The sequence below is a fragment of the Halorubrum tropicale genome, assembly GCF_001280455.1.
In the GTDB taxonomy this organism is placed as follows: domain Archaea; phylum Halobacteriota; class Halobacteria; order Halobacteriales; family Haloferacaceae; genus Halorubrum; species Halorubrum tropicale.
Genome location: NZ_LIST01000004.1, coordinates 154,611 through 179,737, shown reverse-complemented (window position 1 = coordinate 179,737; position 25,127 = coordinate 154,611). Strand labels below are relative to the sequence as shown.

Sequence of the window (25,127 nt, the reverse complement as noted above, 5' to 3'; positions counted from 1 at the left end):
TCCAACTGAGAGGTATGAAGGAATCCCTGATGGACGTGATCTGCTGTCCGCTCGACAAGGCGACCCTCGAACTCGACGCCGACGAGGCGGACGACGAGGAGGTGCTCGCGGGGACGCTCACCTGTACGGAGTGCGGCGAGACGTACCCCATCGAGGACGGGATCCCGAACCTCCTGCCGCCGGACATGCGCGAAGAGGCGGCGGCGTAGCGGACCCGACCGTCCGCCCGCGCTCCGGCGATCGGCCGCCGCGTCTCCGGGAACATCTCGGTCGTGTGAATCTTTTTTTAGTGCGGGGTCGTGGTCCCACTCGTGCCGACACTCGACGTCGAACTGAACGGGGAGGCGGTCCACGACATCGACGCGCCGGACTCGTTCGTCACCGACGGACCGTTCCCGGTCGTGCTCGAGAACAGCGGGCGCTCGACGCACGTCCACCTCCACTTCGACGACGACCTCGACCGGGCGGCCGCGCTCGACGACGGCAACCACTTCGTCGCCGACGAGGCCACCCGCCGCGTCCACGTCTCGACGGCCGACGTCGACGAACCGGTCCGCGGCAAACTGAAGATCGTCACCGGCTACGGCTCGAACACGGCGTACGTCGACGTTCGGATCGACCCGTCGCCCGAGACCCCGAGCGAGTCGGTCGCGGTCGACGAGACCTTCTCGGCGCCCCCGGAGCGGCACCCGGAGATTCCGCCCGGGCAGCGCGCGGTGAACGCGCTCGACCGCCTCGTCAGGAGCGGCGGGGTCGCGGGCGCGGTCTTCGGGCTCGTCGCGGTCGGCGCCGCGGTCGCGGTCGCGGTCGCCGTCGACAGCGCCCTCGTCTGGCTCGCGGTCGGGCTCGCGCTGATGATCGCGTTCGGCGCGGCGCTGCTCGCCGTGACGTGAGGCGACGGGGAGCGGTTCCCCGAGACCGCCGCCGCCGACTCGCACCTCCGTCTCGGTCGGGATCCGCGCGCTTTTAACCGTCCCGGCGGAACGAATCGCCATGAGCTTCGAGAAGGAGGACGAGGTCGTGCTCCACGACAAACACAGCGAGTACGACGGCGAGACGGGGAAGATCACGCAGGTGATGGAGACGATGTTCGGCGACGCGACGTACACGGTCAGCTTCGAGGACGGCCAGGAGACGGGCGTCCCGGAGGACGCGCTCGACGCTGTCGAGAGCGAGGAGTAACGCCGCCTCCACCCGTACCGCATGCCGAAAGTCCCCTTCCATTACGTCGACCTCCGCGCGTTCTCGTACGCCACGGAGGACGTCAAACGCGTCGAGCAGGCGCTCCGCTCGCTCCTGCCCGAGGACGTCGAACTCGACCGCGTCGAGAACGCGGGCCACCACGGGCACCGGATCGTCGTGCTCTCGGCCCGGGTCGAGCGGGCCGACGAGATGCGCCACGTCCTCGACCGGCTCTCCGAGCTGGAGGACCTCGACCGCGTCCTCGACGAGCTCGACGAGCGGGTCGACGACAACTGCGCGCTGTTCCTCCGCGTCGACAAGCAGGCGGCGTTCCGCGGCGACGTCAGGCTCGGCCCGGGGGTCACCGTCCGGACGAAGGTCGAAGCGTACCCGGCGAAAAAGGAGAAGGCGGTCGCGAACGCCCGCGAGACCCTCTCGCGGCTGGCGGACGACGACGGCGACTGACCGCTCCGCACCCCGCGCCCGCACCCATCCGGTCGCGTGCCCGGCCCGCACCCGCGGCGTGACTTTTTCACCCGCCCCGTCGATATCCGGCCATGAGCGATCCGTTCGTGGTCGTCGGGGCCGACGCGGCGGGGTTGAGTGCGGCCAGTAAGTTCCGACGCGAGGCGCCCGACCGCGAGGTCGTCGTCTTCGAGAAGGGCCGGTGGATATCGTACGCCTACTGCGGGATGCCGTACTTCATCGCGGGCTACGTCGACCGCATGTCGGACCTCCTGTCGCTGTCGCCGAGCGAGGTCGACGAGCGGGGGATCGACCTCCGGCGAGGCCGCGAGGTCGTCGCCGTCGACCCGGACGCGAAGCGCGTGACGGTCGAGACGTCCGACGGCGACCGCTTCGAGCGGGCGTACGGCGACCTGCTCGTCGCCACCGGCGCGCGCGCGACCACCGGTCCCTTCGACGTACGCGGCGTCGACGGCGCGTTCACGCTACACAACATGGACGCGGCCGCCGCCATCGACGCCTACGTCTCCGAGCCGGACGCCTACGACGCGGCCCGCGCAGACGTGAGCGCCGTCGACCGCGAGCGCGTCGACCGCAACGCCGCGATGCCGGCCCCCGAGACCGCCGCGGTCGTCGGCGGCGGGTACGTCGGCGTCGAGGTCGCCGAGGCCCTCACCGAGCGCGGGCTGGACGTCCACGTGTTCCACCGCTCGGGCCACCTCCTCTCGCCGTTCGGGGAGACCGTCGGGAACCGCGTCGAGGCGGCGCTCGAAGCCGAGGGCGTGACCGTCCACACCGACGCCCCGGTCGACGCGCTCGTCGGCGACGGCCGGATCGAGGCGATCGAAGTCGGACGCGGCGGCGGCGAGGCCTCCGAGCGAGTCCCCGTCGACATGGCGGTCGTCGGCGTCGGGATCCGGCCGAACACCGACCTGCTCGCCGGCACCGGGGTCGACCTCGGGCCCGGCGAAGCGGTTCGCGTCGACGATCACGGCCGCACCAGCCTTCCGGACGTGTACGCCGCGGGCGACTGCGCGACCGCGCGCCACGCGGTGACCGGCGAGCCGGACTGGGTCCCGCTCGGCCTCACCGCGAACCGCGCCGGGCGCGCGATCGGGGCGACGGTCGCCGGCGACCCGACGCCGGTCGGCGACATCGCGGGTACGGCGGCGGTGAAGGCGTTCGACGCCGAGGCCGCTCGCGTCGGAATCTTGGACCGCGACGAGGCCGAGGCCGCCGGGTTCGACCCGGTGAGCGAGACGGTGACCGCGGGGTCGCGCTCCGGCTACTATCCCGGCGCGGCCGAGACGGACGTGACGCTCGTCGCCGACCGCGACACGGGACGGCTGCTCGGCGGGAGCATCGTCGGTACCGACCGCGCGGCGGTCCGGATCGACACGCTCGCGACCGCCATCGAGGCGGACATGACGGTCCCGAAGATCGAGCGGCTCGACCTCGCGTACGCGCCGCCGTTCAGCCCGGTGTGGGACCCGATACTCGTCGCCGCGAAGGTGTTGAACGGGACGCTCGACGACTGAGACGGGGGGATTCCGTCCCCTACCGCGACGCGGCGATGCGCGAGAAGACGTACCCGACGACCGTCGACGCGGCGCCGACCGCGACCGCGACCGCGACGGCGAGCGCGAGCGGGGCGGTGAACGCGGCGGCGGCCGGGCCGCCGGCGGTGAACGGGAGGACGTACGGCTCCGGGCCGAGTCCCCGGAGGAACGTCCCCGCGAACGGGCCGTACGTCAGCAGGATCGCCGGGAACGCGCCGCCCCCGGTCGCCGCGAACGCGACCGCGGCGACCGCCGTCACCGCGGCCAGGGCCCCGACGACCGCCGGGTCGCCGACGCCGACCGCGGCCGTCGCGTCGAAGGCCGCGTACGACAGCGCGAAGCCGACCGCGCTCCACACCGTCGCCCGCTCGAAGCCGGTCTCGCCGAGGGCGATCCGGCGCAGCGCCGCGCGTCGGGACGCGGCCGCGTCCGCCTCGCTCGCGTCGCTGTCGGTCATTCCGGACGCGTCGCGCCCCGCCCCTCTCGGTCGGGGGTGAGGTTGCCGTGTTCGTCGATCTCGCCCGCGACGACCCGCGTCGAGGAGATGCGCTCGCCGTCCTCCGCCGCCACGTGATCGACGACGACCAGGTCGAGCGGGTCGCGGCCGTGCTCGGCGCGGATCTCGTTGATCCGCTCGCCGCCCGCCTTCGTCTCGGGGGAGACGATCAACGCGTCGAACTCCGGTTCGACCGCGATGCCGGTCGGCTCCGTCAGCTCGCGGATCTCGTAGTCGCGGCCGTGCGCCTCGGCGCGCGGGGCCAGCTCCGCTTCGAGGTCGCGCTCGCGCCGGTCGTAGGGGCGGACGTACCGCTCGACGTGTCGGGTCTCGGGCGCCAGCTCGTCGGAGGTGAGCCCGACGGTGACGTCACCCAGCTCGAACGCCCGTTCGAACAGCTTGCGGTGGCCGTCGTGAACGGGATCGAACGTACCCCCCAGCGCGACGTTCATGCCTCTCCGTTACGCGGGTCGAACTTAAATGGTCCCGAACCGCCGTCGGCGGCTCAGTTCGACGGCTCGTCGCCGCCGTCGTCCGCGTCCGCTTCGCCGTCGCCGACGGGCTCGCCGTCGCCGTCCACGGATATCTGGACGGGCTCGGTGTCGCCGTCGGGCGACTCGCCGCCGAGCCGCCGGTCGAGGTTGAAGACGGCGTTCAGCTCCGCCTGGACGTCGCCGACGACCCCGCGGACGAGGTCGCTCGGCGCGATGGCCTCGTACTCGTAGGGGTTGTTGCCCGCGCCCTCGGCCTTCCGCTTGTCGCGCTCGACGGTGCCCTCGTCGTGGAGCTCGGCGAGCGCCTCGCGGACGGTGCTCGGGTACAGGCCGGTGCCGTCGGCGACCTCGTCGCTCGTGCTGTGCGGGTTGTCGCGGAGGTAGACGTAGATGCGCGCCCGCGTCTCGGTGTCGAGCAGCCACGCGAGCAGGTCGACCACGTTGTCGTCGAACCCCTTCACCGCCCTGTCGGCGCCCTCGCCGAGGCGCTCTTTCGTCTTCCGCAGCTCCTCCCGGGTCCGCTCCGTCGGAGACTCCTCCGCGTCGTCTCCCGGTTCGGAGGGTGAATCGTTCGCGGTCATGACAGAGAGTGGGAGCTACGCGGGCAAAAGGGTTTCTCGTCGCTTTCGTTCCGACGGAACGCCGAGAACGCGCCTCGGGGCTTTCGGCCTCGGTGTCAGGGGTTGAGGACGGTGTCAGGGGGCGACGACGAGGTCCGCGCGCAGCGCGTCGGCGCCCGACTCCTCGCGGATCCGGCGCTGGCGCGCGGCGCCGCTCTCGGCCTCGTACACCTCCCGGATGCCGTCGATCCCGAGCCGGTCGCACTCGGCGTCGACCACCTCGCCCAGCGGGGTCGTCCCCTCGCCGTCGCGGTCGACGAACGCGGCGTCGTGTCCGTGCCGGATGGCGCGCCACTTGTTCTCGTCGAGCAGTTCCCTGCGCAGCGACGGGGGCGACTCGCCGTCCTCGTACCGCTCGGCGTAGTCGACGACCAGCGCCCGGACGTACTCGGCGAGCGCGAGGGTCACCTCGGGGTCGCGCTGGGCGTCCGGCGCCCGCACCTCGACCGTGCCGTGGCCGGTGTGGGGGCGCACGTCGAACCACAGCTCGCCGCGGTCCGCGATGGAGTCGGTCTCGACCATCCGGCGCTCGTACCGCCGGAACGCGTCGAAGTCGTCGAACGCCGACGGGATGCCGGTGTTCGGGAGGTTCTCAAACACCTTCGCGCGGGCCGAGGCCAGCCCGGTGTCGAACCCGTTCCAGAACGGGGAGTTCGCCGACAGCGCGAGCAGCACGGGACAGTGCCACCGCAAGCGGTTCGCGACCCAGACGGCCTTGTCCGCGTCGTCGACGCCGACGTGGACGTGGAGCCCCGCGGTCGTGTTCCGGTGTTGCGGGTACTGAATGCGGTCCAGTTGGGCCTGGTACCGGGGCTTCTTCACGTGGTCGAGCTCGCGCCACTTCGCCGCCGGGTGGAGGCCGGCGGCCGCGATCCGATACCCGTCGGCGGCGGCGTGGTCGACGAGCGCCTCGCGGACGGTCGCGAGCGCGTCCGCGGCGTCCGCGGGGTCCGCCATCGTCTCGGTCTGGGCCTCTATCGTGCACTCGAACAGCTCGTGGTCGAACCCCTCCGGCACCGCAGCCGGCGGGTCGCGACCGTACACGAGGTCGTCGGTCCCGGACGTCGGGCGGCCCTCGGCATCGACGATGTAGAACTCCTCCTCGATGCCGAGCGTCCCCATCCGGGAGAACGCGTCCCGCGAACCGAGTTCCATTACCGCCTCGTACCGGTCGCGCGCTCTTATAAGGATTGGAAGACGGAAGACGCGGCGGCGGTCCGGACGCGCGCTCAGAAGCGACCGCACAGTCCGGACACGCCCCACAAGACACTTGCTGCGTCGAGCGCCGTTCACAGACATGAGCCGACGCCGGTTCGTCGCCGGACTCCTCTCCGCCGGCGCGGCCGCGCTGGCCGGCTGTGCCGGCGACCGCGACGGCGAGTGGGACCCGACGATCGACGGCGAAGAGCCGACGATTCCGCGCGGGGGCGAGGCGACCGTCACGGTCGAGGCCACCGACGCGGGCGGCTTCTCTTTTCGCCCCCCGCCGGGCGGCATCACCCTCGGGCTGAGCGCCTCGGAGCGGGAGGTCACCCCGTCGCCGGACTCGGGGGCGGACTCCTATCCGCCACGGTGGTTCTGGTCCGGACGTACCAGCGTGACTGTCAGGGTCCCGATCGCTGTCGGCGAGTCCACCGAGCCGGGCGAGTATCAGTACGGAGTAACCGTTTACCCGGACGCGGACTCCGAGCGAAGCGTCCGCGAATCCTTCCCGATCACCGTCGCCGACGGGTGATCCGGCGTCTCCCCCGGCCTCGTCGATCGGTGGCGGCATCGGTAGGGCCGGCCGTACCGCTCCCTGCGAACCGGTGTCGAAAAAGCGGCCCGACAGCACCCCGACTCGATCGAAAACGAGTCGGCGGCGCGCGTTCACACGCCGTACTCCGGTTCCCCTCGCGCCGCGTCGCCCCCGTTCAGCCGAGGACGTAGCGGAGCTTCGGGAACCGCTCGACGAGCGCCTGCCCCCCGACCTCGATCCGCTCGATGTAGGCGTCCAGTCCGAGGACGCGACCCGCGCCGAACGCGGCGACTGTGAGGAACACCATCGCGTACACCAGCGTCGAGTCGAACAGCGCGAGCTCCTCGCCGCTCCACCCGCCGAGGTAGAACAGCAGCATCTGGATCGCGCCGCCGAGCGCGGCCAGGCGGACGAACGCGCCCGCGATGAGCGCCGCGCCGATGAGCACCTGCGTGACCGGAACGATCACGTTGACGACCTCCATGAGCGCCGGACTCGACGCCATCGCCCCGTACAGCCCGCTGACCGGGCTCGCCGGGTTGACGTTCGCGAGGTAGCCCGCGGCGTCGAACGGCCACTCGGAGACCTTCCCGAGGCCGGCGAACAGGATCATCCCGCCGATGGTCGCCCGGAGCAGGACGATGAACAGCGCCGACAGCGAGTGCGCCTTCCCCGACAGGGTGATGCCGCCGATCTCGCCGCCGAACTCGTTCGTGGTTTTGGTGGACATAGTGTCTCTCCTCGGTTACCGATACGCCGAATTCCAGTATAAATCGGCGAGCGCGTTCCCCCGCGGCGAGACGGATCCGGGCCGTTCCCCGCATCGGTGGGGTCTTTACTAACTCCGTGCCGAACGCTATCGGCCCCGGGCGCTCTCCGACCCGCTCACCACGCCTCGCCGCTCGCGAGGTCCAGGTCGCCGTCGCCCTTCTCCGAGGGACAGATGTCGGCGAGCACGCAGTCGGCGCAGTCGGGGTTGATCGCGGTACACGTCGCGCGGCCGTGGTCGATCATGAGGTGCGTGAACTGCTGCCAGTCGCTCTCGGGGACCACGTCGAGCAGGTCCCGTTCGATCGCTTCCGGACGCTCCTCCTCGGTGATCCCCAGCCGCCGCGTGAGCCGCTGGACGTGGGTGTCGACGACGATGCCCTCGACGACGTCGTGGCCGTGTTGGAGGACGACGTTGGCGGTCTTGCGGCCCACCCCCGCGAGATCGGTCAGCTCCGACATCGTGTCCGGCACCTCGCCGCCGTGCTCCTCGGCGATGTCCGCGCACGCCGAGCGGATGTACTTCGCCTTGTTGTTGTAGTAGGTGATCGAGTTTATCGCCTCCGCGAGTTCCTCCTGGGGCGCGCTCGCGTACTCCTCGGGCGTCTCGTACGTCTCGAACAGGTCGGCGCACACCGAGTTCACGCGCTCGTCGGTACACTGGGCGGAGAGGATCACGGCGATGAGCAGCTCCAGCCGGTTCGAGTAGTTGAGCGAGATGGTCGAGTCCGGGTACTCCTCGTAGAGCCGGTCGAGGACTTCCGCGACCTGCTCCTCCCGCGGGTCGAGTGGCGTTCCCATACCGATCCCCTCCGCCCGGGCGACATTGAACGATCCGACTCCGCCCCCCGTTCGCGGGGGGAGGCGTCGCTCGGCCGCCCCGTCTCGACCGAGTAGTAAGACAGTTACCACCCGGCGCGCTGGTTGGCGTATGGACGTACTCGACGTCGCGGCGCGCGCGACCGAGACGGGGCCCGTGTGCGACGCCTGTCTCGGCCGGCTCGTCGCCGACCGGAGCTTCGGGCTGTCGAACGCCGACCGCGGCTCGGCGCTCCGGGTGTCGCTCGCGCTGCGCGACGACGAGGACCACGAGGCGGTCGACACCGCGGACTGCTGGGTGTGCGAGGGGCGCTGCGCGGAGTTCGACGACTGGGCCGCCCGCGCCGCCGAGGCGGTCGAGGGGATCGAGTTCGACACGTACAACGTGGGCACGCGCCCGCCGCCGCTGATCGAGGAGAACGAGGCCCTGCTCCGCGCCGACGCCGGCCTCGACGAGGACGCGGGCGAGCCGTTCAAGTCGGAGTTCAACCGCGAGGTCGGCAAGCGGGTCGGGCGGACCACGGGCGCCGAGGTCTCCTTTGACCGCCCGGACGTCCAGTTCACGATCGACCTGGCCGAGGACGCCATCGACGCGAAGGTGAACTCCACGTTCGTCTACGGCCGGTACCGGAAGCTAGAGCGCGACATCCCCCAGACCGAGTGGCCCTGCCGCGAGTGTAAGGGGTCCGGGCGACAGGGCGCCGACCCCTGCGACCACTGCGGCGGCTCCGGCTACCTCTACGACGACAGCGTCGAGGAGTACACCGCGCCGATCGTCGAGGACGTGATGGACGGGACCGAGGCGACGTTCCACGGCGCGGGCCGCGAGGACGTCGACGCCCTCATGCTCGGCACCGGCCGCCCGTTCGTGATCGAGGTCGAGGAGCCGCGCCGGCGCCGGGTCGACACCGACCGCCTCCAGTCGGACATCAACGCGTTCGCCGACGGCGCGGTCGAGGTCGAGGGCCTCCGGCTCGCGACCTACGAGATGGTCGAGCGCGTGAAGGAGCACGACGCCGGGAAGCGGTACCGCGCGCAGGTGGCGTTCGACGCCGACGTCGACGCCGACGCGCTCGCCGACGCGGTCGCGGAGCTGGAGGGAGCGACCGTCGAGCAGTACACGCCGAACCGCGTCGACCACCGCCGCGCGAGCATCACCCGCGAGCGCGACGTGTACGAGGCGACCGCCGAACTCGGCGGCCCGCGGCGCGCGACCGTCGAGATCGGCGGCGAGGGCGGGCTCTACATCAAGGAGCTGATCTCCGGCGACGAGGGACGCACCGAGCCGAGCCTCGCCGGCCTGCTCGGCGTCGGGGCCGAGGTGACGGCGCTCGACGTGCTCGCGGTGGAGGGTGAAGACGAGCCGTTCGAGGACGAGGCGTTCTTCCGGGAGTAGCGCGCCCGCATCCAGGGTCTCCTCGTCCCGGGTCCGGCCCCGCAGCGCACCGCCTCGGACCGCGACGGTCTCGGAACCAACGGGATTTATCTGACGAGCGTCAGACGTTCGCACATGAACGGGAGCGACGCCGACGGCGGAAACGCCCGCGAGGGCGGGACGCGAAACGGCGGGGCCCGCGGCGGGTCGGGCGGTTCGGCCGGGACCGGGGGCGCCGACCACGCGGGCGAGCCCGCGGTCGGCGACCCCGTCATCCGACCCGCGGTCGACGAGGCCGGCGGGGTCCCGGCCGCCGCCGCCGTGTCGCTGAACGGCGCCGACCGCGCGGACCGCCCCGACCGGGTCTCCTCGGTCCTCGTCGCCGTCGGCCCCGGCCCGCACTCGGGCGCGACCGTCGACGTGGCGCGGGAGATCGCCGCCGCGACCGACGCGTGGCTCGAACTGTTCCACGTCGTCCCCTCGGACGCGGCGCTGGCCGACGCCGGCCCGGACGAGGACGCCTCCGGAACGGTCGTCGACGCAGGCGACGCGGACGACACCGACTACGCCGCGGCCGGCGAGCGGCTCCTCGACGCTGCCGAGGACAGGCTCGGCGGGTTCGACCGCGCGGACCGATGGCTCGTTGAGGACCGGACCGCGGCGGGCGCCATCGTCGAGCAGTCCGCGTACTACGACCTCGTCGTCGTCGGCGCGCCGACCACCGGGACGGTCGGCCGCTTCGTCTTCGGCTCCACGACCGACACCGTCATCGGCGACGCGGAGGTCCCCGTCGTCGTCGTCGAAGCCGACGGGTCGCGGGCGCTCGACCCGGCGTAGGGACCGGCCCGTGCCGCCGTCGCTTCTCCGCTCTCGGCCGCCGCTCCCCGCGTTCTTCCGCGTTCTCGAACCACGGTACCGCTTCCCGTCGCGGCGACAGCGTTAAATTAGTGTACATACTTGTACATCACAACGCGGAATACTACATCGGTGGACACAATGAATCTCAACGACACGGTCGAGCGCGTGACGGGCGGGGAGGATCTGACCGTAGCCGAGGCGCGCGAGGCCGCGCGGCTGGTCTTCGAGGAGGCGACGGACGCCCAGATCGGGGCGTTGCTCGCCGCGCTCCGGACGAAGGGCGAGACGGAGGCCGAGATCGCCGGCTTCGCGCGGGGGATGCGCGACGCGGCGCGCACGATCGAGCCCGACCGCGACCCGCTCGTCGACACCTGCGGCACCGGCGGCGACGACTACGACACGATCAACGTGTCGACGACCGCCGCCATCGTCGCCGCGGGGGCCGGGGTGCCGATCGCGAAGCACGGCAACTACTCCGTCTCTTCCTCGTCGGGAAGCGCGGACGTGCTGGAGGTCGCGGGCGCCGACGTGGAGGCCGAACCGCCCGCCGTCGAGGCGGCGATCGAGGCGGACGGGATCGGCTTCATGCTCGCGCCGGTCTTCCACCCGGCGATGAAGGCCGTCATCGGCCCGCGCAAGGAGCTGGGCATGCGGACGATCTTCAACGTCCTCGGGCCGCTCACGAACCCCGCCGGCGCCGACGCGCAGGTGCTCGGCGTCTACGATCCCGACCTCGTGCCCGTCATCGCGCGCTCGCTCGCGCACATGCGCGTCGAGCGCGCCCTCGTCGTCCACGGCGCCGGCATGGACGAGATCGGGATCCACGACGAGACAGTCGCCGCTGAGGTCGACGGCGAGGCGGTGACGGAGCTCACGATCGCGCCGGAGGACCTCGGGCTCGACCGCGCCCCGATCGACGCGGTCGCGGGCGGAAGCCCCGAAGAGAACGCCGCGGACCTGCGCGGGATCGTCGACGGCTCCGTCACGGGCCCGAAGCGCGACCTGATACTGGCGAACGCGGGCGCGGCGATCTACGTCGCCGGCGAGGCCGACACGCTCGCGGCGGGCGTCGAGCGGGCTGCCGAGGCGATCGACTCCGGCGCGGCCGCCGAGAAGTTCGCGGCGCTCTGCGGCGACGGCGAGCCGGCCGACGGCGGGCTCGGGGCGACCGCGGAGGACGACGACTGATGGCCCGGGTGAAGATCTGCGGGCTGACCGACGAGGCCGACCTCCGCGCCGCGGTCGACGCGGGCGCCGACGCGGTCGGCGTGATCACGGAGGTGCCGGTCGACTCGCCGCGCGAGGTCGACCCGGCGACGGCGGCCGAGCTGCTCGCCGCCGTGCCCCCGTTCGTCACCGCGACGCTCGTGACGATGCCCGACTCCGCCGAGCGCGCGGTTGAGCTCGCCCGGACGGTCGCCCCCGACGCGATCCAGCTCCACGGCGAGTGGACGCTCGACGAGCTGCGGTACGTCCGCGCGGAGACGGAACGGAAGGTGCTGCTCACGGTCGACGCCGACGAGCCGGCCCGCGCTGAGGAGCTGGACGGCGCGGTCGACGCGCTGGTCGTCGACTCCACCGACGACTCGGGCGCGGGCGGCACCGGCGAGACGCACGACTGGCGCGCGACCGGCGACCTCGCCGCCCGGCTCACGACCCCGGTCGTGCTGGCGGGCGGGCTCACGGCCGACAACGTCGCCGAGGCGGTCCGCGTCGCCGACCCCTTCGCGGTCGACGTCGCCTCCGGCGTCGAGATCGAGGGCGGACGGAAGGACCACAACGCGGTCGCCCGCTTCGTCGCGAACGCGGGCCGGGAGATGGAGCTGGCATGAGCGACGCGCCCCCGCTTGACCGGACGAAAGCCGAGTTCGTCGACCTCGCGGCCGACGCCCAGCGGCCGGTCGTGGTCCGCGCGTCGGCCGCGCTCGACGCGGACGTGACCCCGCTGGGCGCGTACGCGACCCTCGTCGGCGAGGGGCCGTACGGCTTCCTGCTCGAGTCCGGCGAGAAGGTCGCCTCCAGCGACCCGGACGGCGCGTTTACCGCGGACGGCAAGGCGGACAGGCACGCCCGCTACTCGTTCGTCGGTTACGACCCGGAGGCGATCGTCTCGGTCCACCCCGACCGCACCGAGGTGACCGAGCTGGGGCCGGCCGCCGACTTCGTCGGCGCGGACGGGGACGCGGCCGACGGCGACCTCGGGCCCGCCGCGGGCGACGCGGTCGACCGCGTCCGCGCGGCGTTCCCGGACGCGAGCCTGCGCGGCTTCCCGGACACCGACCGGCAGATCCTCTCGGGCGGCTTCGTCGGGTTCCTCGCGTACGAGGCGGTGTACGACCTCTGGTTGGAGGAGGTCGGCGTCGAGCGCCCCGAGACGGAGTTCCCCGACGCCGAGTTCGCGCTCACGACGCGGACCGTGGTCTTCGACGAGCGGGAGGGCGGCGCCGAGCTGGTGTTCACGCCGGTGATCGGCGTCGACGACGACCCCGCCGCCGTCTACGACGACCTCGTCGCGGAGGCCGAGCGGGTCGCGGCCGAACTGCGCGAGGCCGCGCCGCCCGACCCGGACGGGGTCCGCGTGCGCGAGGAGTCGGCGGACCCGCGCGAGGAGTACGAGGAGGCGGTTCGGACCGCCAAGCGCCACGTCCTCGACGGCGACATCTACCAGGGCGTGATCTCGCGGAGCCGCGAGCTTCGAGGCGAGGTCGACTCGCTCGGGCTGTACGCGGCGCTCCGGGACGTGAACCCCTCGCCGTACATGTACGTGCTCCGGCACGACGACCGGACCGTCGTCGGCGCGAGCCCCGAGACGCTCGTGTCGGTCCAGGGCGATCGCGTCGTCTCGAACCCCATCGCCGGCACCTGTCCACGCGGGACCAGCCCGGTCGAGGACCGCCGGCTCGCGGGCGAGATGCTCGCGGACGGGAAGGAGCGCGCCGAGCACACGATGCTCGTCGACCTCGCGCGCAACGACGTGCGGCGCGTTTCCGAGCCGGGCTCCGTCCGCGTCGAGGAGTTCATGAACGTGCTGAAGTACAGCCACGTCCAGCACATCGAGTCGACCGTGACGGGGACGCTCGCGGCCGACGCCGACGCGTTCGACGCGACGCGCGCGACGTTCCCGGCCGGGACGCTCACCGGCGCGCCGAAGGTGCGCGCGATGGAGATCATCGACGACCTGGAGACGACCCCGCGGGAGGCGTACGGCGGCGGCGTCGGCTACTACTCGTGGACCGGCGACGCCGACTTCGCGATCGTGATCCGGACCGCGACGCTCGACGAGTCGGGCGACGAGTCGGTCGTCGGCGTGCGCGCCGGCGCTGGCCTCGTCGCCGACTCCGACCCCGCGGCCGAGTACGAGGAGACCGAACAGAAGATGGACGGCGTGTTGACCGCGATCGACCGCATTCGCGAGGGCGAAGCGCGGGACGGCGACGCCGACTCGGCGACGCCCGCCGAGGACGACGACGGGGCGCTCGCCACCGGCACGGAGGCGGAGCGATGAAGGTCGCCGTCGTCGACAACTTCGACTCGTTCACCTACAACCTCGTCGAGTACGTCTCCGACCAGACGGTCGGCGGGGAGCCGGTCGCGGTCGACGTGTTCAAGAACACGGCGTCGCTCGACGAGATCGAATCCGCCGAGCCCGACGCCGTGATCATCAGCCCGGGGCCCGGCCACCCGAAGAACGACCGCGACGTGGGCGTGACGATGTCCGTGCTCCGCGACCTGTCGCCGTCGGTGCCGACGCTCGGCGTCTGTCTCGGCTTAGAGGCCGCGGTCTACGAGTACGGCGGGACCGTCGGGCACGCCCCCGAGCCCGTCCACGGCAAGGCGTTCCCCGTCGACCACGACGGGGAGGGCGTGTTCCGCGGGCTCGACCAGGGGTTCCGCGCCGGCCGCTACCACTCGCTGGCGGCGACCGAGGTCCCCGAGGCGTTCGACGTCACGGCCACCACGGACCACGGCGGCGAGTCGATCGTGATGGGGATCCGCCACCGCGAGCACCCGATCGAGGCGGTCCAGTTCCACCCGGAGAGCGTGTTGACCGGGTCGGGCCACGACCTCATCCGGAACTTCCTCACCGCCGTCTGAGCCCCCCCTGGGTCAGGCGTCCCCGCCTTCTTCGCCGCCTTCGCTGCCGTCGCCGTCGTCGCCCGGCCCTCCCTCTCCGTTCTCGTCCTCGGCCGGTTCGCCGTCGTCGTCGAGCCCGCGGCCGGCGAGCCCGACGAGGTGGCCGACCTCGGGGAGGACGACCTCGTCGACGCCGAGCCGGACCGCGTTCTCCGAGCCCGGGAGACAGAACACCGGCGTGGCGGAGACGACGCCGGCGACGGCGCGCGAGCCGATGGTCCGCGTGCCGACCTCCTCGTAGGAGAGCCGGCGGAACAGCTCGCCGAACCCGGGGAGCCGCTTCGCGAACAGGCCGCGGACCGCCTCCGGCGTCACGTCGTCGGGCGTGACGCCCGTCCCGCCGGTCGTCACCACCACGTCGGTGTCCCTCCGGCGAGCGAGCCGGTCGACGGTGCCCTGGACGCTGTCGTAGTCGTCCGGGATCAGTTCGCGGACCGACACCTCGTGGCCCGCATCCTCGAACGCCGCCGCGACGTAGTCGCCGGCCGGGTCCTCGTCCGCGCCCCGCGACGAGGAGACCGTGACGACCGCGGCCGCGACGGAGTCCGCGTCGTGGTGGTGATGGTCGTGGTCACCATGGTCGTGATCGTGGTCATCGTGGCCGTGGTCGTGACCGTGGCCATCATAGCCGTCTCCAGAACGGTCGCCGTCGTGGCTATCGTCGCCGTGGTCGGTCATACGTCCGCCTTCGGCGCCCGCGTCAAAACACCTCCCGGTCTCCTCAGGGCCAGTCGTCGCGCGCCCGTTCCTCGGGCGCGTCGTCGTCCGGCTCGCCCGTCGCGAGCGTCCACCCCGCGGCCTCGGCGGCGTCCTCGACCTGGAGGAACTCCCAGCCGGTCGCCTCTGCGACGGCCTCGTCCTCGTCGTCGACGCCGACGAAGACGTGCCGGTCCGTATCGAACTGCCCGCCGATGTTCTCTAAGCTCTCCTCGACGCCGCGCGGGCCGGAGAAGAAGTCCTGTCGCACGCGGTGTTTCCGCGTGAAGTTCGTGACGACGTAGGTGGGCTTCTCGCTGACGACCCCGACGTACTCCGTCCACTGCCGGGCGTTGTTGAACACCGCGTTGGGGTCCGCGAGCGCTTTCAGCGCCTCCAACTCGAACGCCAGCGTCATGTCTGTAGATCCGCCGCTGTCCATGCGCCCCGCTTACCGCCCGCCGGCGAAAACAACTTCGCTTCCGCGTAGCCCGCCGGTCGCCCGGGGTGGGCGGCCGCCGTCACCGCGACCGGACCAGGTAGTAATCGGTGAACTTCACCACGTCGCCGTCGTCGAGGTCGCCTGTCTCGGGCGCCGTCCACGGCTCGCCCGCCAGCTCCCGCACGACGCCCTGCTCGTCGTCGTCCAGTTCGTCGTAGTGGCGGACGCGCGCGTCCGACGGGACGCGGCCGGTGCGGCGAAGCCGCAGCCGTCGCCCGGTGTCTCTGAGCGGCATGTGTTATCATATAACACGATTAATCATAAGCGTTTCGCGGCGGACGTGACGCCGGTCGCCACGAGGGCGACACCCGCGGCTCGATTGCCGAGAAGCGAACGGACGAAGGGTGGCCGCTGTCCGGAGCTACTGCTCGGTCGTCGCCGCGAGGTCGTCGACGGAGAACCCGGGCTCCATGAGGCGGTCCGTCTGTCCGCTCACGTCGCGGCCCTCGCGCATCAGCTCTTTGAACGCAGACTGCGGCGAGAGGTCGCCGATGAGCACGCCGCCGACGACCTTCCCGTCCTTCAGCGCGACGCGGCGCCACTCGTTTTCGCCCGTGGTCGCCTCGACCGAGTCGTCGCCGAGCGTCGGGTGCCCGAACGAGAGGAACGGGAAGTCGAAGTGGGTGATCGAGTACGAGGAGACCCACCGGAACTCGTCGCTGCCGTAGTCGACCATGTTGCGGGCAGCGATGGTGCCCTGCTCCTTCGCGGAGCCCCACGAGCCGTTCTTCGCGTGCTCGCCGAGGATGAGGTCGTTGAACGTGGTGATGTCGCCCGCGGCGAACACGTTGTCGACGTTGGTGCGCATGAACTCGTCGACGACGATGCCGTCGTCGAGTTCCAGCGGCGTGTCCTCGACGAGTTCGGTGTTGAAGTTCAGGCCGATGGCGACGCCGGCGAAGTCGCACTCGTAGCGCTCGCCGTTCGGGTCGACCGCGGCCTCGACGTGGCCCTCGTCGTCGACCTCGAAGCGGTCGACGCCGGAGTCGAAGACCGGCTCGACGCCGCGCTCGCGCATCGCCTCGTGCATGATCTCCGCGCCCTCCTCGGAGAGCGCGTAGCGCCACCAGCAGTCGCCGCGCATGAGGTACTTCGCCTCGACGCCCTGCGCGCCGCAGATGGCCGCGAAGTCGATGCCGAGCAGCCCGGCGCCGACGATGACGCCCTTCTCGGCGCCCTCCACGCTCTCTTTGATGTTGCGGGCGTCCTGGAACGTCCAGAAGTGGTGGATACCGTCGGCGTCGGCGTTCTCGACCGGGAGCTGCTGGGGCGTGCCGCCGATGGCGAGCAGGAGGGAGTCGTACTCGAACGTCTCGCCCTCGTGGGTGCGGACCGCGTCCTCGTCCACGTCGATGTCGACGACGACCGTGTTCAGCCGGAGGTCGACGTCGTGCTCGTCGTACCAGTCCTCCTGGTGGATCGAGATCGGGGCCTCGGGGAGCTTCCCCTTCGCGTACTCCTTGATCAGAATCCGGTTGTAGAGGGACTCACCCTCGTCCGTGAGAACCGTGATCTCGGCGTCGGGCGCTTCCTCGCGGAGCGTCTCGGCCGCGGACGCGCCCGCGATACCGTCACCGATGATCACGTACGAATCGCTCATGTCCGGCCGTTCGGATTCATGGTTAATGTGGGTTGTCATCCGCGTCCGGGGGCGTGCGACGGACACGCACGGCCGGAGAAAACGGCCGAAGTGACGCGTTTCCGTCGGAAACTCTCACGCCGGCCGGCGCTCGGGGTCGTCGTCCTGCGCCCCGCCGTGCCGATCGGCGGCTCCGACCGACGACCACCGGCCCTCGCCCCCGGTCAGTGGTCGGCTCCGGCCGGCTCCGCGGGGAAGTCCTTTTCGCCGGCCTCGACGGCGACGTCGAGCCAGTTCTCCGTCGGGACGAGCGGACACTCGTAGGCGTGGTTGTACGCGCACGTGGGGTTGTACGCGAGGTTGAAGTCCACGACCCACTCGCCGTCGACGCGGTCGCGGTCGGGATCCAAGTCGAGGTACCGGCCCGCGCCGTACGTCTCGTCGCCGCTCGTCGCGTCGCGGAACGGTACCCAGAACCGGTCCGCGCCGTCTGCCGGCCGATACGCCTGGAGCGTCGCCGCCTCGCCGTCGACCTCGAAGCGGAACTCCCCCCACCGGCTGTACGTCTGTTCGCCCTCGGCGGTCGTCTCGACGGTCACCGTCTCCTTCTCGTCGTGCTCGTGAAGCGGCAGGACGAACCGGTACGCCGGGTCCGGATCGTAGTACGCCAGTCCGGGGAAGCCGTCGCCCCGCATCGAGACCGGCAGCGGCGACCGCGCCGACTCGCGGAACCGCTCGATTTTCGCCTCCCGCTGCGCCTCCACCTGCGCCGCCCAGTCGTCCGCGGTCTCGGCGTCCATGATTACCTTAGTATTGCGCCGCGCGCACAATAACAATTCCGACCGCGGAACTCTCGACCGCGCCGACGACAGAAGGCACTTATAGCGTTCTCGGGGACGTTGAGCCGTGAACAGACGAACTGCCCTCTCCACCTTGGCGGTCGGTGGATTCGTCGGAGTCGCTGGTTGCCTCGGCAACGTACGTATCGGCGGGGACGACGAACAGGCGGCCCGAGACCGACCGGATCCCGAACTGAACCGGGAGGTCGAGACGGAGGGCGTTGAGGACGGGTCCCGCTCGCAGTTCCAGTGGGGACCGACGCACGCGGGATGCCGTGAGGAGGCGGGACCGACAGACGATGTCGACGTGTTCTGGCGGCGGACGCCGTACCGGTACGATCATTCACAGCCGGTCGTCGTGGGCGATCGGGTGTACGTCTCTTTCTCGGGGGCCTTGTTTCGTCTTGACCTCGCGACCGGCGAGGTACGGTGGTCGACGGAGGTCGGTCACGACGGGTCGTCGACGCCGGCGGTTCGCGACGGCATCGCATACGTGACGGTCTGGAACGGTGGGGACGAGACCGACCGCGGACTGGCGGCCGTCGACGCCGAGAGCGGCGAGGTGCGGTGGCGGCGGCTGACCGACACGGAGATCACGACGGCGCCGACCGTGACCGACGACGGCGTGTTCGTGGGAGGCGGCTACGAGACGCAGACCGTCGCGGCGTTCGACTACGACGGAGCCGAACGATGGCGCAACGACCTCGGCGAGTACGCCTCCGCGCCCGCCGTCGCCGACGGAACCGTCGTCTACGGCGCGGGCGGACCCCGTGTCGTCGCCTACGACGCCGCCTCGGGCGAGGAACTGTGGACGGCCGACGTCGACGGCGACGCGACCGCGACGCCGACCGTCGCCGACGGCCGCGTCCTGATCGGCACGCGGGCCAGCACCCTGTACGCGCTCGACCTCGCAGACGGAACCGTCGAATGGACTGAGGACCTCGCGGGACCCGTCCGACGGTCGGTCGCCGTCGCGGGCGACACGGCGGTGGTTCCGACCGAGCTCGGGCTCGTCGCCGTCGGCGACGGCGGAGAGCGGCTGTGGAGCGACGATGAGGTCACCGGCGCGACCGCGCCGATGGTCGCGGACGGGGTCGCGTACCTCGGCGATGGTCGGACCGTCCGCGCGATCGCGGTCGAAGACGGGACGGAGCGGTGGTCCTTTCGGACTCGCGAGCGCACTTACACCGACGTCTTGCTTCAGGGCGTCCGCGCCGCTCCGACGGTCGTCGACGGCGTCGTCCTCGCGGCGACCCATGCGGGTGACGTGTACGCGCTCGGCGAGACCTGAAACGGTTGCCGGACCGCGTTTCGAACCGGTTCGACGCCACACATTCAAGAGCGTCCCGACCCAACGACGCGTATGAAAATCCGGCAGAACATCCGCCACTGGGCCGCCAAGAAGGCGTTGACCACGCCGGTCGTCGGCGACGTCGCCAACGACAAGCTCGTCGACCTCCACACGAGCATCTTCCTCAACAAGGCCGACGAGGACCGCCGGGAGGAGCGCCGCGACCACCTCGACAGCTTCTTCGACGCGACGATGGACACCTACGTCGCCGCGTTGGAGGCCGACTTCCCGGAGGCCGAGGCTCGGGAGATCACTCACGTCCAGGCGAACTTCGACTTCTTCAACCACGGCTGGACGGAGATGATGGAGATCCCCGGCGACGAGCTGGAGGCCCACTACCGCCGGTACGAGTCCTTCTTCACCGACTACGGGATCACGATCGACGACCCGCTCGGCGACTTCCGCCCCCCGGATGGAATCGTCGACGCGCCGGAGACCCCGGAGAAGCTCGCCTCGCCGGAGTACGAGAACGCCCTGGCCGGCTTCGCGGACGACGTGTACGTCGAGACCGACGACGGCGAGACGGTCGTCGGCGGCGACACGGAGGAGCCGGACGAGGTCGACGCCGCGGCCGCGCCCGGGCTCGACGAGGACGAGGCCAGCGCCTGAGCGCCGTCGGGTCGACCGCCCCTCGGCTCCGCCGCCGCGGTCGTTCGATCCCTTTCGACTCGCCGACCACGTTTATAGTTCGCCGGGCAGAGGGAGGGGTATGAACCGCGGGCAATCGTTCCTGCTTCTCCTCATGGGGTCGGTCGCGCTGCTGACCCTCTTCGTCATTCTCCCGTTCGTCGAGTACGTCATCGCCGCGGCGATCCTCGCGTTCGTCCTCTACCCGTTCCACCGCCGGCTCTCGCGGTGGCTCCGGGCCCGCGTCTCGAAGCGCTTCGGACAGATGCTCTCGGCGCTGACGCTCATCTTCTCCGCCATCGTCGCGGTGATCCTCCCGCTCGCGTACATCTCGTGGGTGTTCGTGCGCGACCTCACGGCCATCGCCGCGGGCGACACCGCGATCAACGTCGCGGCGATCGAAGCGGAGATCGCGGCGCTCACCGGGCAGGACCCCGAGGTCGCCGACCTGCTCCAGACCGCCGGCGAACTGCTCGTCGAGGTCCTGTTCGGCGGGTTCAGCGGCGTCGTCACCACGGGGCTTCGGGCCTCGGTCGGGCTGTCGCTCGCGCTGTTCCTGCTCTACTACACGCTCATCGACGGGCCGGCGTTCGTGCGGTGGATCCGGGACACGAGCCCGCTGCCGCCCGACGTCACGGCGGACCTCGTCGACCGGATCGACGCGATGACGCGCGGGGTGGTGATCGGCCACATCTCCGTCTCGCTGCTTCAGGCCGTCATCGCCGGGCTCGGGCTCTGGGTCGCCGGGATCCCCAACGTGGTGTTCTGGACGTTCGTGATGGCGGTGCTGGCGCTTTTACCGCTCATCGGCGCCTTCTTCGTGTGGGGGCCCGCCGCGGCCTACCTCGTGATCATCGACCAGGTCACGGCCGGGATCTTCCTCGCGGTGTACGGCGTCGCGGTGATCGCGATGGTCGACAACTACGCCCGGCCGCTCGTCATCGACCAGCGGGCGCACCTCAACCCCGGGATCATCCTCCTCGGCGTGTTCGGCGGCATCTACTCCGTGGGCTTCACCGGGCTGTTCGTCGGGCCGATCGTGATCGGCGTGCTCGCGGCGACGCTGGAGACGTTCCGCGAGGACTACGACGCGATCTGACGGATTTAACCGCTCAGCCCGCGAAGGTCGCCCATGGCGACGACCGCGACCTCTCGGCTCCCGGACCGCCGCGACGCCCTCCTCATCGCCGCCGCGGCGGTCGCGGTCAACCTGATCGGCGCGCTCGGCGTCCCCTTCACGGCGACGCAGAGCGCGTGGTTCACGTCGCTGGAGCTCCCCGCCTTCTACCCGCCGGGCTGGGCGTTCGGCGTCGTCTGGCCGGTCCTGTACGCGCTGTGCGGCGCCGCCGCGGCCCTCGTCTACCTGGCCGGGCGCGACGGCGCGGCGCCGGCGGGGCGCGTCCGGACCGCGCTCGCGCTGTTCGGCGTCCAGTTCGCCGTCAACGTCGCGTGGTCGCCGACCTTCTGGGGGCTCGAACGCGCCGACCTCGGCCTCGCCGTCCTCGCCGTCCTCCTCCCGCTCGTCGCCGCCACGATCCGGCTGTTCGACCGCGTCGACCGCCGGGCCGCGGCGCTGCTCGTCCCCTACCTCGCGTGGGTCTGCTTCGCGACCGCGCTCAACTACGCCATCTGGTCGCTCAACTAGGGATCTCCCCCGGCGTTCGTCGCGTCCGTCACCGGCGGCGGCCCGCGCTCCAGTCGCTCCGCGACGAACCGGCGCTCGGCCCGGCTCAGTTCGCCGTCCGTCTCACGGAACGCCGACAGCCCCCCGCGGTACCGCTCGGGGTCGACGTCGGCGGGCGCCCCGGCCGGGCGCTCGAGTTCCAGCTCGGCGATCCCGGTCCGCTCGCCCGTGTAGGCGAAGCCGCACTTGTGGCACGCCTCGTAGGCGAACGGGTTGTTCACGGCGATCTTCACGCGGTCGAAGCCGGCGACGGCAAGGTCGGCGACGGTCTCGCCGATCAGCTCCGGACCGATCCCCTCTCCGCGGCGCGCGGCGTGGACCGTGACGTACCGCAGCCGGCAGCAGTCGGGGTCGGTCCGGTCGGCCGAGAAGGAGACGGCCGCGATCACCTCGTCGTCGAACGCCTCGGGGTCGACCGTGTCCGGCAGCGGTTCGTCCGGCTCCCACCCCGGCGCCGCCGGGGACCCGTCCGGCGTCCGGATCACCGCCTTTCCCGGCCCGCCGACGACGAACTTGCCGGCGTACGCGAACACTCGGTAGTCGAGCCGGAGGGCCTCCCCATCGCCGGGCGGACACACGAGCGCGTACTCCATGGGGACCGTACGGCGGCGGACGGGTAAATAGGGTCGGTGGCTCTTTGTCCGTCGCGGCGGTCGGATCGCCCATGTACGGCCTCGGCGACGTGGACTTCTTCGACCGGATTGCCCCGCTGTACGACCTCGCGATGCCGCCGGCGGACGGCGAGGCGCTCGCGGCCGGCCTCGACCACGCGACGCGGCCGATCGAGCGCCTGCTCGACGTCGGCGGGGGGTCGGGCCGCGCGGCGGCCGCGCTGGCGGGCCCGGACATCGCGGTCGTCGACGCCTCCGTCGAGATGCTCTCGCGGGCGCGCCGCGGCCGCGGGCTCGCCGGCCTCGCCGCCGACGCCGGGCGCCTGCCGTTCCGCGACGCGAGCGTCGACGCCGTCACGGTCGTCGACGCCCTCCACCACCTTCCCGACCACGACGCCGCGCTCGCGGAGGCGGCCCGCGCGCTCGCGCCCGGCGGCGCGCTCGTGATCCGCGAGTTCGACCCGAGCCACCCGCTCGGGCGACTGCTCGTCGCCGGCGAGCACGCGATCGGCATGAACTCGCGGTTCAGGACCCCGGCCGACCTCGCGGCCGCGATGGACGGCGTCGGTCTCGACCCCCGGATCGTCGACCGCGGCTTCGGCTACACGGTGGTCGGCGTGCGGCGGTGAGTCGTCGCGCCCGAATTCACTACGCGGGGACACAGGCCACGAGCTCGCCGTCAACGGGGTCCTCGTCCGGGTCGCTCGTCCGTCTCACGACCCGTTCGTCGAGGTAATACCGCGCGGACTCCACCGCATCTTTCACACCCTCGCCGTTCTCCGTCTCGACCGTGACCGACCACACGGTCTCGACGCCGACCACGATCCGGTCGTCGCCGGCGTCGACCACTCGGACGGTCGTGGACGGCTCCGCGCCGACCGACGCTCGTTCGCCGTCGGCGTCAACGAGCCGATCGGAGACGTACTTCGGCTCATAGCCCGCGACGAACGACCGCGCTTCGGTCACGGACACCCCGTCCGGGAGCGGCACGCCGTAGTCCCGCGAAACGGGGCACTCCCCGGGACGTGAGCCGGTAAACTGCCGGCCCGGTTCACCGGTCGCGTCCGAATTACCCAGACAGCCGGCGAGGGGGACCCCGGCTCCGAGCAGCGCGACGAGCGCCCGACGCTTCACGCCGAGAGTTTAGAATTCGCTTGATAAGTGCTTTCCCCGGCGGTTCCGACGAAGAGCGGTTCCGTCGCCGCGAGTCAGTCGTGCGAGGCGCCGTGGGCGGCGTGGTCGTGGTCGTGCGACCCGTCGCCGTCGCCGGACTCGTCGTGGGTGTGATCCTGGTCGCCGGAACTCGTCTCGCCGAGCACCTCGGCGCCCTCGCCGTCGATCATGTCCATGTTCTTCAGGTTGTCGCGCTCCTCGAAGTCCTGGACCGCCTCCATCACGTCCGCCTGCGTGATCGTCATCCGGTCCTCGGTGAGCGCGCCGAGGACGGCCTCGCGGAGCACCATCCGGAGGTCGGAGCCCGTGAGCCCGCTGGTCCGGTCGGCCACCTCCTCGGGGTCGAAGTCGGCGATCTGCATCTCCTTCGTCACCACCCGGAGGATGTCCGCGCGCATGTCGCGGTCCGGCTTGGGGAAGTTGACGATCTCGTCGAAGCGGCGCCAGGCGGCGGCGTCGAGCTGGTCCGGGTGGTTGGTCGCGCCGATCAGCAGCACCTCGTCGCGCACGAGCGACACCTCGTCGATCGACTTGAGGAGGGTGTTGACCGCGCGCTTCAGGGCGGCGTGCTCGTCCGAGCGGCGGGTCTTCGCCACCGAGTCGAACTCGTCGATGAAGAGGATACACGGCGAGAGCCGCTTGGCGACCTCGAAGCTCTTCTCGACGTTCTTCGAGGTCTCGCCGAGGTACTGGCTCGTGATCATCGAGAGCTTCACCTCGACGAACGGGAGCCCGAGCTCGTGGGCGAGCGCCCGCGAGACGGTCGTCTTCCCGGTTCCCGGCGGGCCGACGAACAGCAGCTTGCCGATCTCGCGGAGGCCGATCTCCGCGAGGTACTCGCGGTGTTCGATCGCCTTGACGATCTTCTGGATCTCGCCCTCCTGGTCGCCGGTCAACACGAGGTCGGCCAGCGTCGTCTCGATCTCCTCGGGCGCCCGGACGTTGACGAGGTCGAGCATCTCGCCGTCCTCGTCCTCGTCGAAGTACTCCGCGAGCAGCGCGTCGATCCAGACGCGGTCGGCCTGGACCGGCCGCACGTCCGCTCGAGCCTCCTCGCGGGTCACCGGCGGTTCGAGGTCCTCGGCGGCCGCCATCGCGGCGACGACCGTCGGGTTCCCGGCGATCCGGTCGTCGTCCGCGCGGTCGCGGTACCACTCCAGCCCCATCGCGGGCTGGGTCAGCGAAATCTCGCCGGAGAACTCCGTGCGCTGGGTGAAGAGGAGGTCGGAGACCGCCTCCCACGGCCGCTCGACCCCGGTCGCGGTGCGCGTGGTCTCGTCGGTCGCCTTCAGCGGTCGCTCCACGCCGCCGGGGGCGTCGTCGACGGCGTCGGCCGACCAGAACACCTGCCGGAAGCGCGGGGGCAGGTCGTTCTCGTCGAGGTCGCGGTCCTGCGTGTAGAAGTGCGTCGTCAACACGAACTCGACGACGTCGAGCGCCGGGTCACTCATCCGCGCGAAGTAGCGCCGGGACGCGGTTAAGAGCGTCGAAGCACCGCCGGTCGCGGGCGGCCCCGCGGCGGACGCGACCGGACGCCGGAGCAGAGAGCGGGTAGCG

At 71.5% G+C, this 25,127-nt stretch carries 31 protein-coding genes; 17 read left to right on the top strand and 14 right to left on the bottom strand.

The features are described 5' to 3' along the window. Window positions 1–14: 14 nt before the first annotated feature. The 5 genes from AMR74_RS11140 to AMR74_RS11120 all read left to right on the top strand — a co-directional run bounded on the left by AMR74_RS11140 (window position 15) and on the right by AMR74_RS11120 (window position 3,185). Window positions 15–209, top strand: coding sequence for a methytransferase partner Trm112 (locus AMR74_RS11140; RefSeq protein WP_199236359.1), 195 nt, complete (start codon window positions 15–17; stop codon window positions 207–209). Between the two features lie 102 nt (window positions 210–311). Continuing rightward, window positions 312–893 carry a DUF7524 family protein gene (locus AMR74_RS11135; protein ID WP_205625954.1) on the top strand — a complete coding sequence of 194 codons (582 nt, stop codon included), beginning with the start codon at window positions 312–314 and terminating at the stop codon, window positions 891–893. A 100-nt stretch (window positions 894–993) separates the two neighbouring features. Continuing rightward, entirely contained in the window at window positions 994–1,182 is a 189-nt protein-coding gene (locus tag AMR74_RS11130) for a hypothetical protein (RefSeq protein WP_017342881.1), read from the top strand. A 21-nt stretch (window positions 1,183–1,203) separates the two neighbouring features. After that, the gene (locus AMR74_RS11125) at window positions 1,204–1,647 is read left to right on the top strand and encodes an RNA-binding protein (protein ID WP_053772132.1); all 444 of its coding nucleotides are present in this window, start codon (window positions 1,204–1,206) and stop codon (window positions 1,645–1,647) included. Between the two features lie 92 nt (window positions 1,648–1,739). Next, window positions 1,740–3,185 (top strand): FAD-dependent oxidoreductase, encoded by a 1,446-nt coding sequence (locus AMR74_RS11120; protein ID WP_053772131.1) that lies wholly within the window; start codon window positions 1,740–1,742, stop codon window positions 3,183–3,185. Between the two features lie 19 nt (window positions 3,186–3,204). On the opposite strand, the gene AMR74_RS11115 is transcribed toward AMR74_RS11120, so the two are convergent. The 4 genes from AMR74_RS11115 to AMR74_RS11100 all read right to left on the bottom strand — a co-directional run bounded on the left by AMR74_RS11115 (window position 3,205) and on the right by AMR74_RS11100 (window position 5,971). Further along, window positions 3,205–3,663 (bottom strand): hypothetical protein, encoded by a 459-nt coding sequence (locus AMR74_RS11115; RefSeq protein ID WP_053772130.1) that lies wholly within the window; start codon window positions 3,661–3,663, stop codon window positions 3,205–3,207. Further along, on the bottom strand, window positions 3,660–4,154 hold the full coding sequence (locus AMR74_RS11110) for a phosphopantetheine adenylyltransferase (protein ID WP_053772129.1): 495 nt from the start codon (window positions 4,152–4,154) through the stop codon (window positions 3,660–3,662). Before AMR74_RS11110 ends, AMR74_RS11115 begins: the two co-directional genes overlap by 4 nt. 53 nt (window positions 4,155–4,207) lie before the next feature. After that, a complete protein-coding gene (locus AMR74_RS11105; RefSeq protein ID WP_053772128.1) occupies window positions 4,208–4,777 on the bottom strand; it encodes a winged helix-turn-helix domain-containing protein in 570 nt (189 codons plus the stop codon). Between the two features lie 114 nt (window positions 4,778–4,891). Then, window positions 4,892–5,971, bottom strand: a complete 1,080-nt coding sequence (locus AMR74_RS11100) for a glutamate--cysteine ligase (protein ID WP_053772127.1) — start codon at window positions 5,969–5,971, stop codon at window positions 4,892–4,894. A 142-nt stretch (window positions 5,972–6,113) separates the two neighbouring features. Between AMR74_RS11100 and AMR74_RS11095 the strand changes: the two genes are divergently transcribed. Continuing rightward, entirely contained in the window at window positions 6,114–6,551 is a 438-nt protein-coding gene (locus AMR74_RS11095; RefSeq protein WP_053772126.1) for a hypothetical protein, read from the top strand. Window positions 6,552–6,729: 178 nt separating this feature from the next. Here AMR74_RS11095 and AMR74_RS11090 read toward each other — a convergent pair whose 3' ends face one another. Both AMR74_RS11090 and nth read right to left on the bottom strand, forming a co-directional pair. After that, the gene (locus AMR74_RS11090; RefSeq protein ID WP_053772125.1) at window positions 6,730–7,284 is read right to left on the bottom strand and encodes a DoxX family protein; all 555 of its coding nucleotides are present in this window, start codon (window positions 7,282–7,284) and stop codon (window positions 6,730–6,732) included. A gap of 155 nt (window positions 7,285–7,439) precedes the next feature. Further along, window positions 7,440–8,123: an endonuclease III gene (nth, locus tag AMR74_RS11085; protein ID WP_053772124.1), complete on the bottom strand. Its 684-nt coding sequence runs from the start codon at window positions 8,121–8,123 to the stop codon at window positions 7,440–7,442. 130 nt (window positions 8,124–8,253) lie between these two features. On the opposite strand from nth, the gene AMR74_RS11080 reads away from it, so the two are divergent. The 6 genes from AMR74_RS11080 to trpG all read left to right on the top strand — a co-directional run bounded on the left by AMR74_RS11080 (window position 8,254) and on the right by trpG (window position 14,469). Next, window positions 8,254–9,537 (top strand): tRNA pseudouridine(54/55) synthase Pus10, encoded by a 1,284-nt coding sequence (locus AMR74_RS11080; protein WP_053772123.1) that lies wholly within the window; start codon window positions 8,254–8,256, stop codon window positions 9,535–9,537. Window positions 9,538–9,651: 114 nt separating this feature from the next. After that, the gene (locus AMR74_RS11075; RefSeq protein ID WP_053772122.1) at window positions 9,652–10,353 is read left to right on the top strand and encodes a universal stress protein; all 702 of its coding nucleotides are present in this window, start codon (window positions 9,652–9,654) and stop codon (window positions 10,351–10,353) included. A 159-nt stretch (window positions 10,354–10,512) separates the two neighbouring features. Then, window positions 10,513–11,562, top strand: coding sequence for an anthranilate phosphoribosyltransferase (gene trpD / locus AMR74_RS11070; protein WP_053772121.1), 1,050 nt, complete (start codon window positions 10,513–10,515; stop codon window positions 11,560–11,562). Continuing rightward, window positions 11,562–12,206 carry a phosphoribosylanthranilate isomerase gene (locus tag AMR74_RS11065; protein WP_053772120.1) on the top strand — a complete coding sequence of 215 codons (645 nt, stop codon included), beginning with the start codon at window positions 11,562–11,564 and terminating at the stop codon, window positions 12,204–12,206. Before trpD ends, AMR74_RS11065 begins: the two co-directional genes overlap by 1 nt. Next, a complete protein-coding gene (gene trpE, locus AMR74_RS11060) occupies window positions 12,203–13,879 on the top strand; it encodes an anthranilate synthase component I (protein WP_053772119.1) in 1,677 nt (558 codons plus the stop codon). The genes AMR74_RS11065 and trpE overlap by 4 nt, the downstream gene beginning before the upstream one ends. Then, the gene (gene trpG / locus AMR74_RS11055) at window positions 13,876–14,469 is read left to right on the top strand and encodes an anthranilate synthase component II (protein WP_053772118.1); all 594 of its coding nucleotides are present in this window, start codon (window positions 13,876–13,878) and stop codon (window positions 14,467–14,469) included. Before trpE ends, trpG begins: the two co-directional genes overlap by 4 nt. Before the next feature lie 12 nt (window positions 14,470–14,481). On the opposite strand, the gene AMR74_RS11050 is transcribed toward trpG, so the two are convergent. From AMR74_RS11050 to AMR74_RS11030, 5 genes are all read right to left on the bottom strand, one after another. After that, complete coding sequence (locus AMR74_RS11050; protein WP_053772117.1) at window positions 14,482–15,186, bottom strand: MogA/MoaB family molybdenum cofactor biosynthesis protein; 705 nt, start codon at window positions 15,184–15,186, stop codon at window positions 14,482–14,484. 43 nt (window positions 15,187–15,229) lie between these two features. Next, complete coding sequence (locus tag AMR74_RS11045) at window positions 15,230–15,646, bottom strand: DUF7124 domain-containing protein (protein ID WP_053772116.1); 417 nt, start codon at window positions 15,644–15,646, stop codon at window positions 15,230–15,232. Window positions 15,647–15,725: 79 nt separating this feature from the next. Then, window positions 15,726–15,941 (bottom strand): hypothetical protein, encoded by a 216-nt coding sequence (locus AMR74_RS11040; RefSeq protein WP_233561585.1) that lies wholly within the window; start codon window positions 15,939–15,941, stop codon window positions 15,726–15,728. 126 nt (window positions 15,942–16,067) lie between these two features. After that, window positions 16,068–17,306 carry an NAD(P)/FAD-dependent oxidoreductase gene (locus tag AMR74_RS11035; RefSeq protein ID WP_053772115.1) on the bottom strand — a complete coding sequence of 413 codons (1,239 nt, stop codon included), beginning with the start codon at window positions 17,304–17,306 and terminating at the stop codon, window positions 16,068–16,070. A 203-nt stretch (window positions 17,307–17,509) separates the two neighbouring features. After that, window positions 17,510–18,085: a DUF1684 domain-containing protein gene (locus AMR74_RS11030; protein WP_053772114.1), complete on the bottom strand. Its 576-nt coding sequence runs from the start codon at window positions 18,083–18,085 to the stop codon at window positions 17,510–17,512. Window positions 18,086–18,191: 106 nt separating this feature from the next. Here AMR74_RS11030 and AMR74_RS11025 point away from each other — a divergent pair, with 106 nt between their 5' ends. The 4 genes from AMR74_RS11025 (at window position 18,192) to AMR74_RS11010 (ending at window position 21,747) form a co-directional block, all read left to right on the top strand. Further along, complete coding sequence (locus tag AMR74_RS11025; RefSeq protein WP_077152305.1) at window positions 18,192–19,415, top strand: outer membrane protein assembly factor BamB family protein; 1,224 nt, start codon at window positions 18,192–18,194, stop codon at window positions 19,413–19,415. A 72-nt stretch (window positions 19,416–19,487) separates the two neighbouring features. Then, window positions 19,488–20,084 (top strand): DUF6149 family protein, encoded by a 597-nt coding sequence (locus AMR74_RS11020; protein ID WP_053772112.1) that lies wholly within the window; start codon window positions 19,488–19,490, stop codon window positions 20,082–20,084. A 100-nt stretch (window positions 20,085–20,184) separates the two neighbouring features. Beyond that, window positions 20,185–21,201, top strand: a complete 1,017-nt coding sequence (locus AMR74_RS11015; RefSeq protein ID WP_053772111.1) for an AI-2E family transporter — start codon at window positions 20,185–20,187, stop codon at window positions 21,199–21,201. A 33-nt stretch (window positions 21,202–21,234) separates the two neighbouring features. Continuing rightward, on the top strand, window positions 21,235–21,747 hold the full coding sequence (locus AMR74_RS11010) for a TspO/MBR family protein (RefSeq protein WP_053772110.1): 513 nt from the start codon (window positions 21,235–21,237) through the stop codon (window positions 21,745–21,747). Here the strand turns inward: AMR74_RS11010 and AMR74_RS11005 are convergent. Continuing rightward, on the bottom strand, window positions 21,744–22,379 hold the full coding sequence (locus AMR74_RS11005) for a GNAT family N-acetyltransferase (RefSeq protein WP_053772109.1): 636 nt from the start codon (window positions 22,377–22,379) through the stop codon (window positions 21,744–21,746). The two genes, AMR74_RS11010 and AMR74_RS11005, sit on opposite strands and share 4 nt — an antisense overlap. 71 nt (window positions 22,380–22,450) lie before the next feature. Between AMR74_RS11005 and AMR74_RS11000 the strand changes: the two genes are divergently transcribed. After that, window positions 22,451–23,026 (top strand): class I SAM-dependent methyltransferase, encoded by a 576-nt coding sequence (locus AMR74_RS11000; protein WP_053772108.1) that lies wholly within the window; start codon window positions 22,451–22,453, stop codon window positions 23,024–23,026. Between the two features lie 19 nt (window positions 23,027–23,045). Here AMR74_RS11000 and AMR74_RS10995 read toward each other — a convergent pair whose 3' ends face one another. Together AMR74_RS10995 and AMR74_RS10990 are read right to left on the bottom strand one after the other, a co-directional pair. Further along, the gene (locus AMR74_RS10995) at window positions 23,046–23,531 is read right to left on the bottom strand and encodes a hypothetical protein (protein ID WP_053772107.1); all 486 of its coding nucleotides are present in this window, start codon (window positions 23,529–23,531) and stop codon (window positions 23,046–23,048) included. Between the two features lie 74 nt (window positions 23,532–23,605). Further along, window positions 23,606–25,021 (bottom strand): ATP-binding protein, encoded by a 1,416-nt coding sequence (locus tag AMR74_RS10990; RefSeq protein ID WP_053772106.1) that lies wholly within the window; start codon window positions 25,019–25,021, stop codon window positions 23,606–23,608. Between the last annotated feature and the right edge of the window lie 106 nt (window positions 25,022–25,127).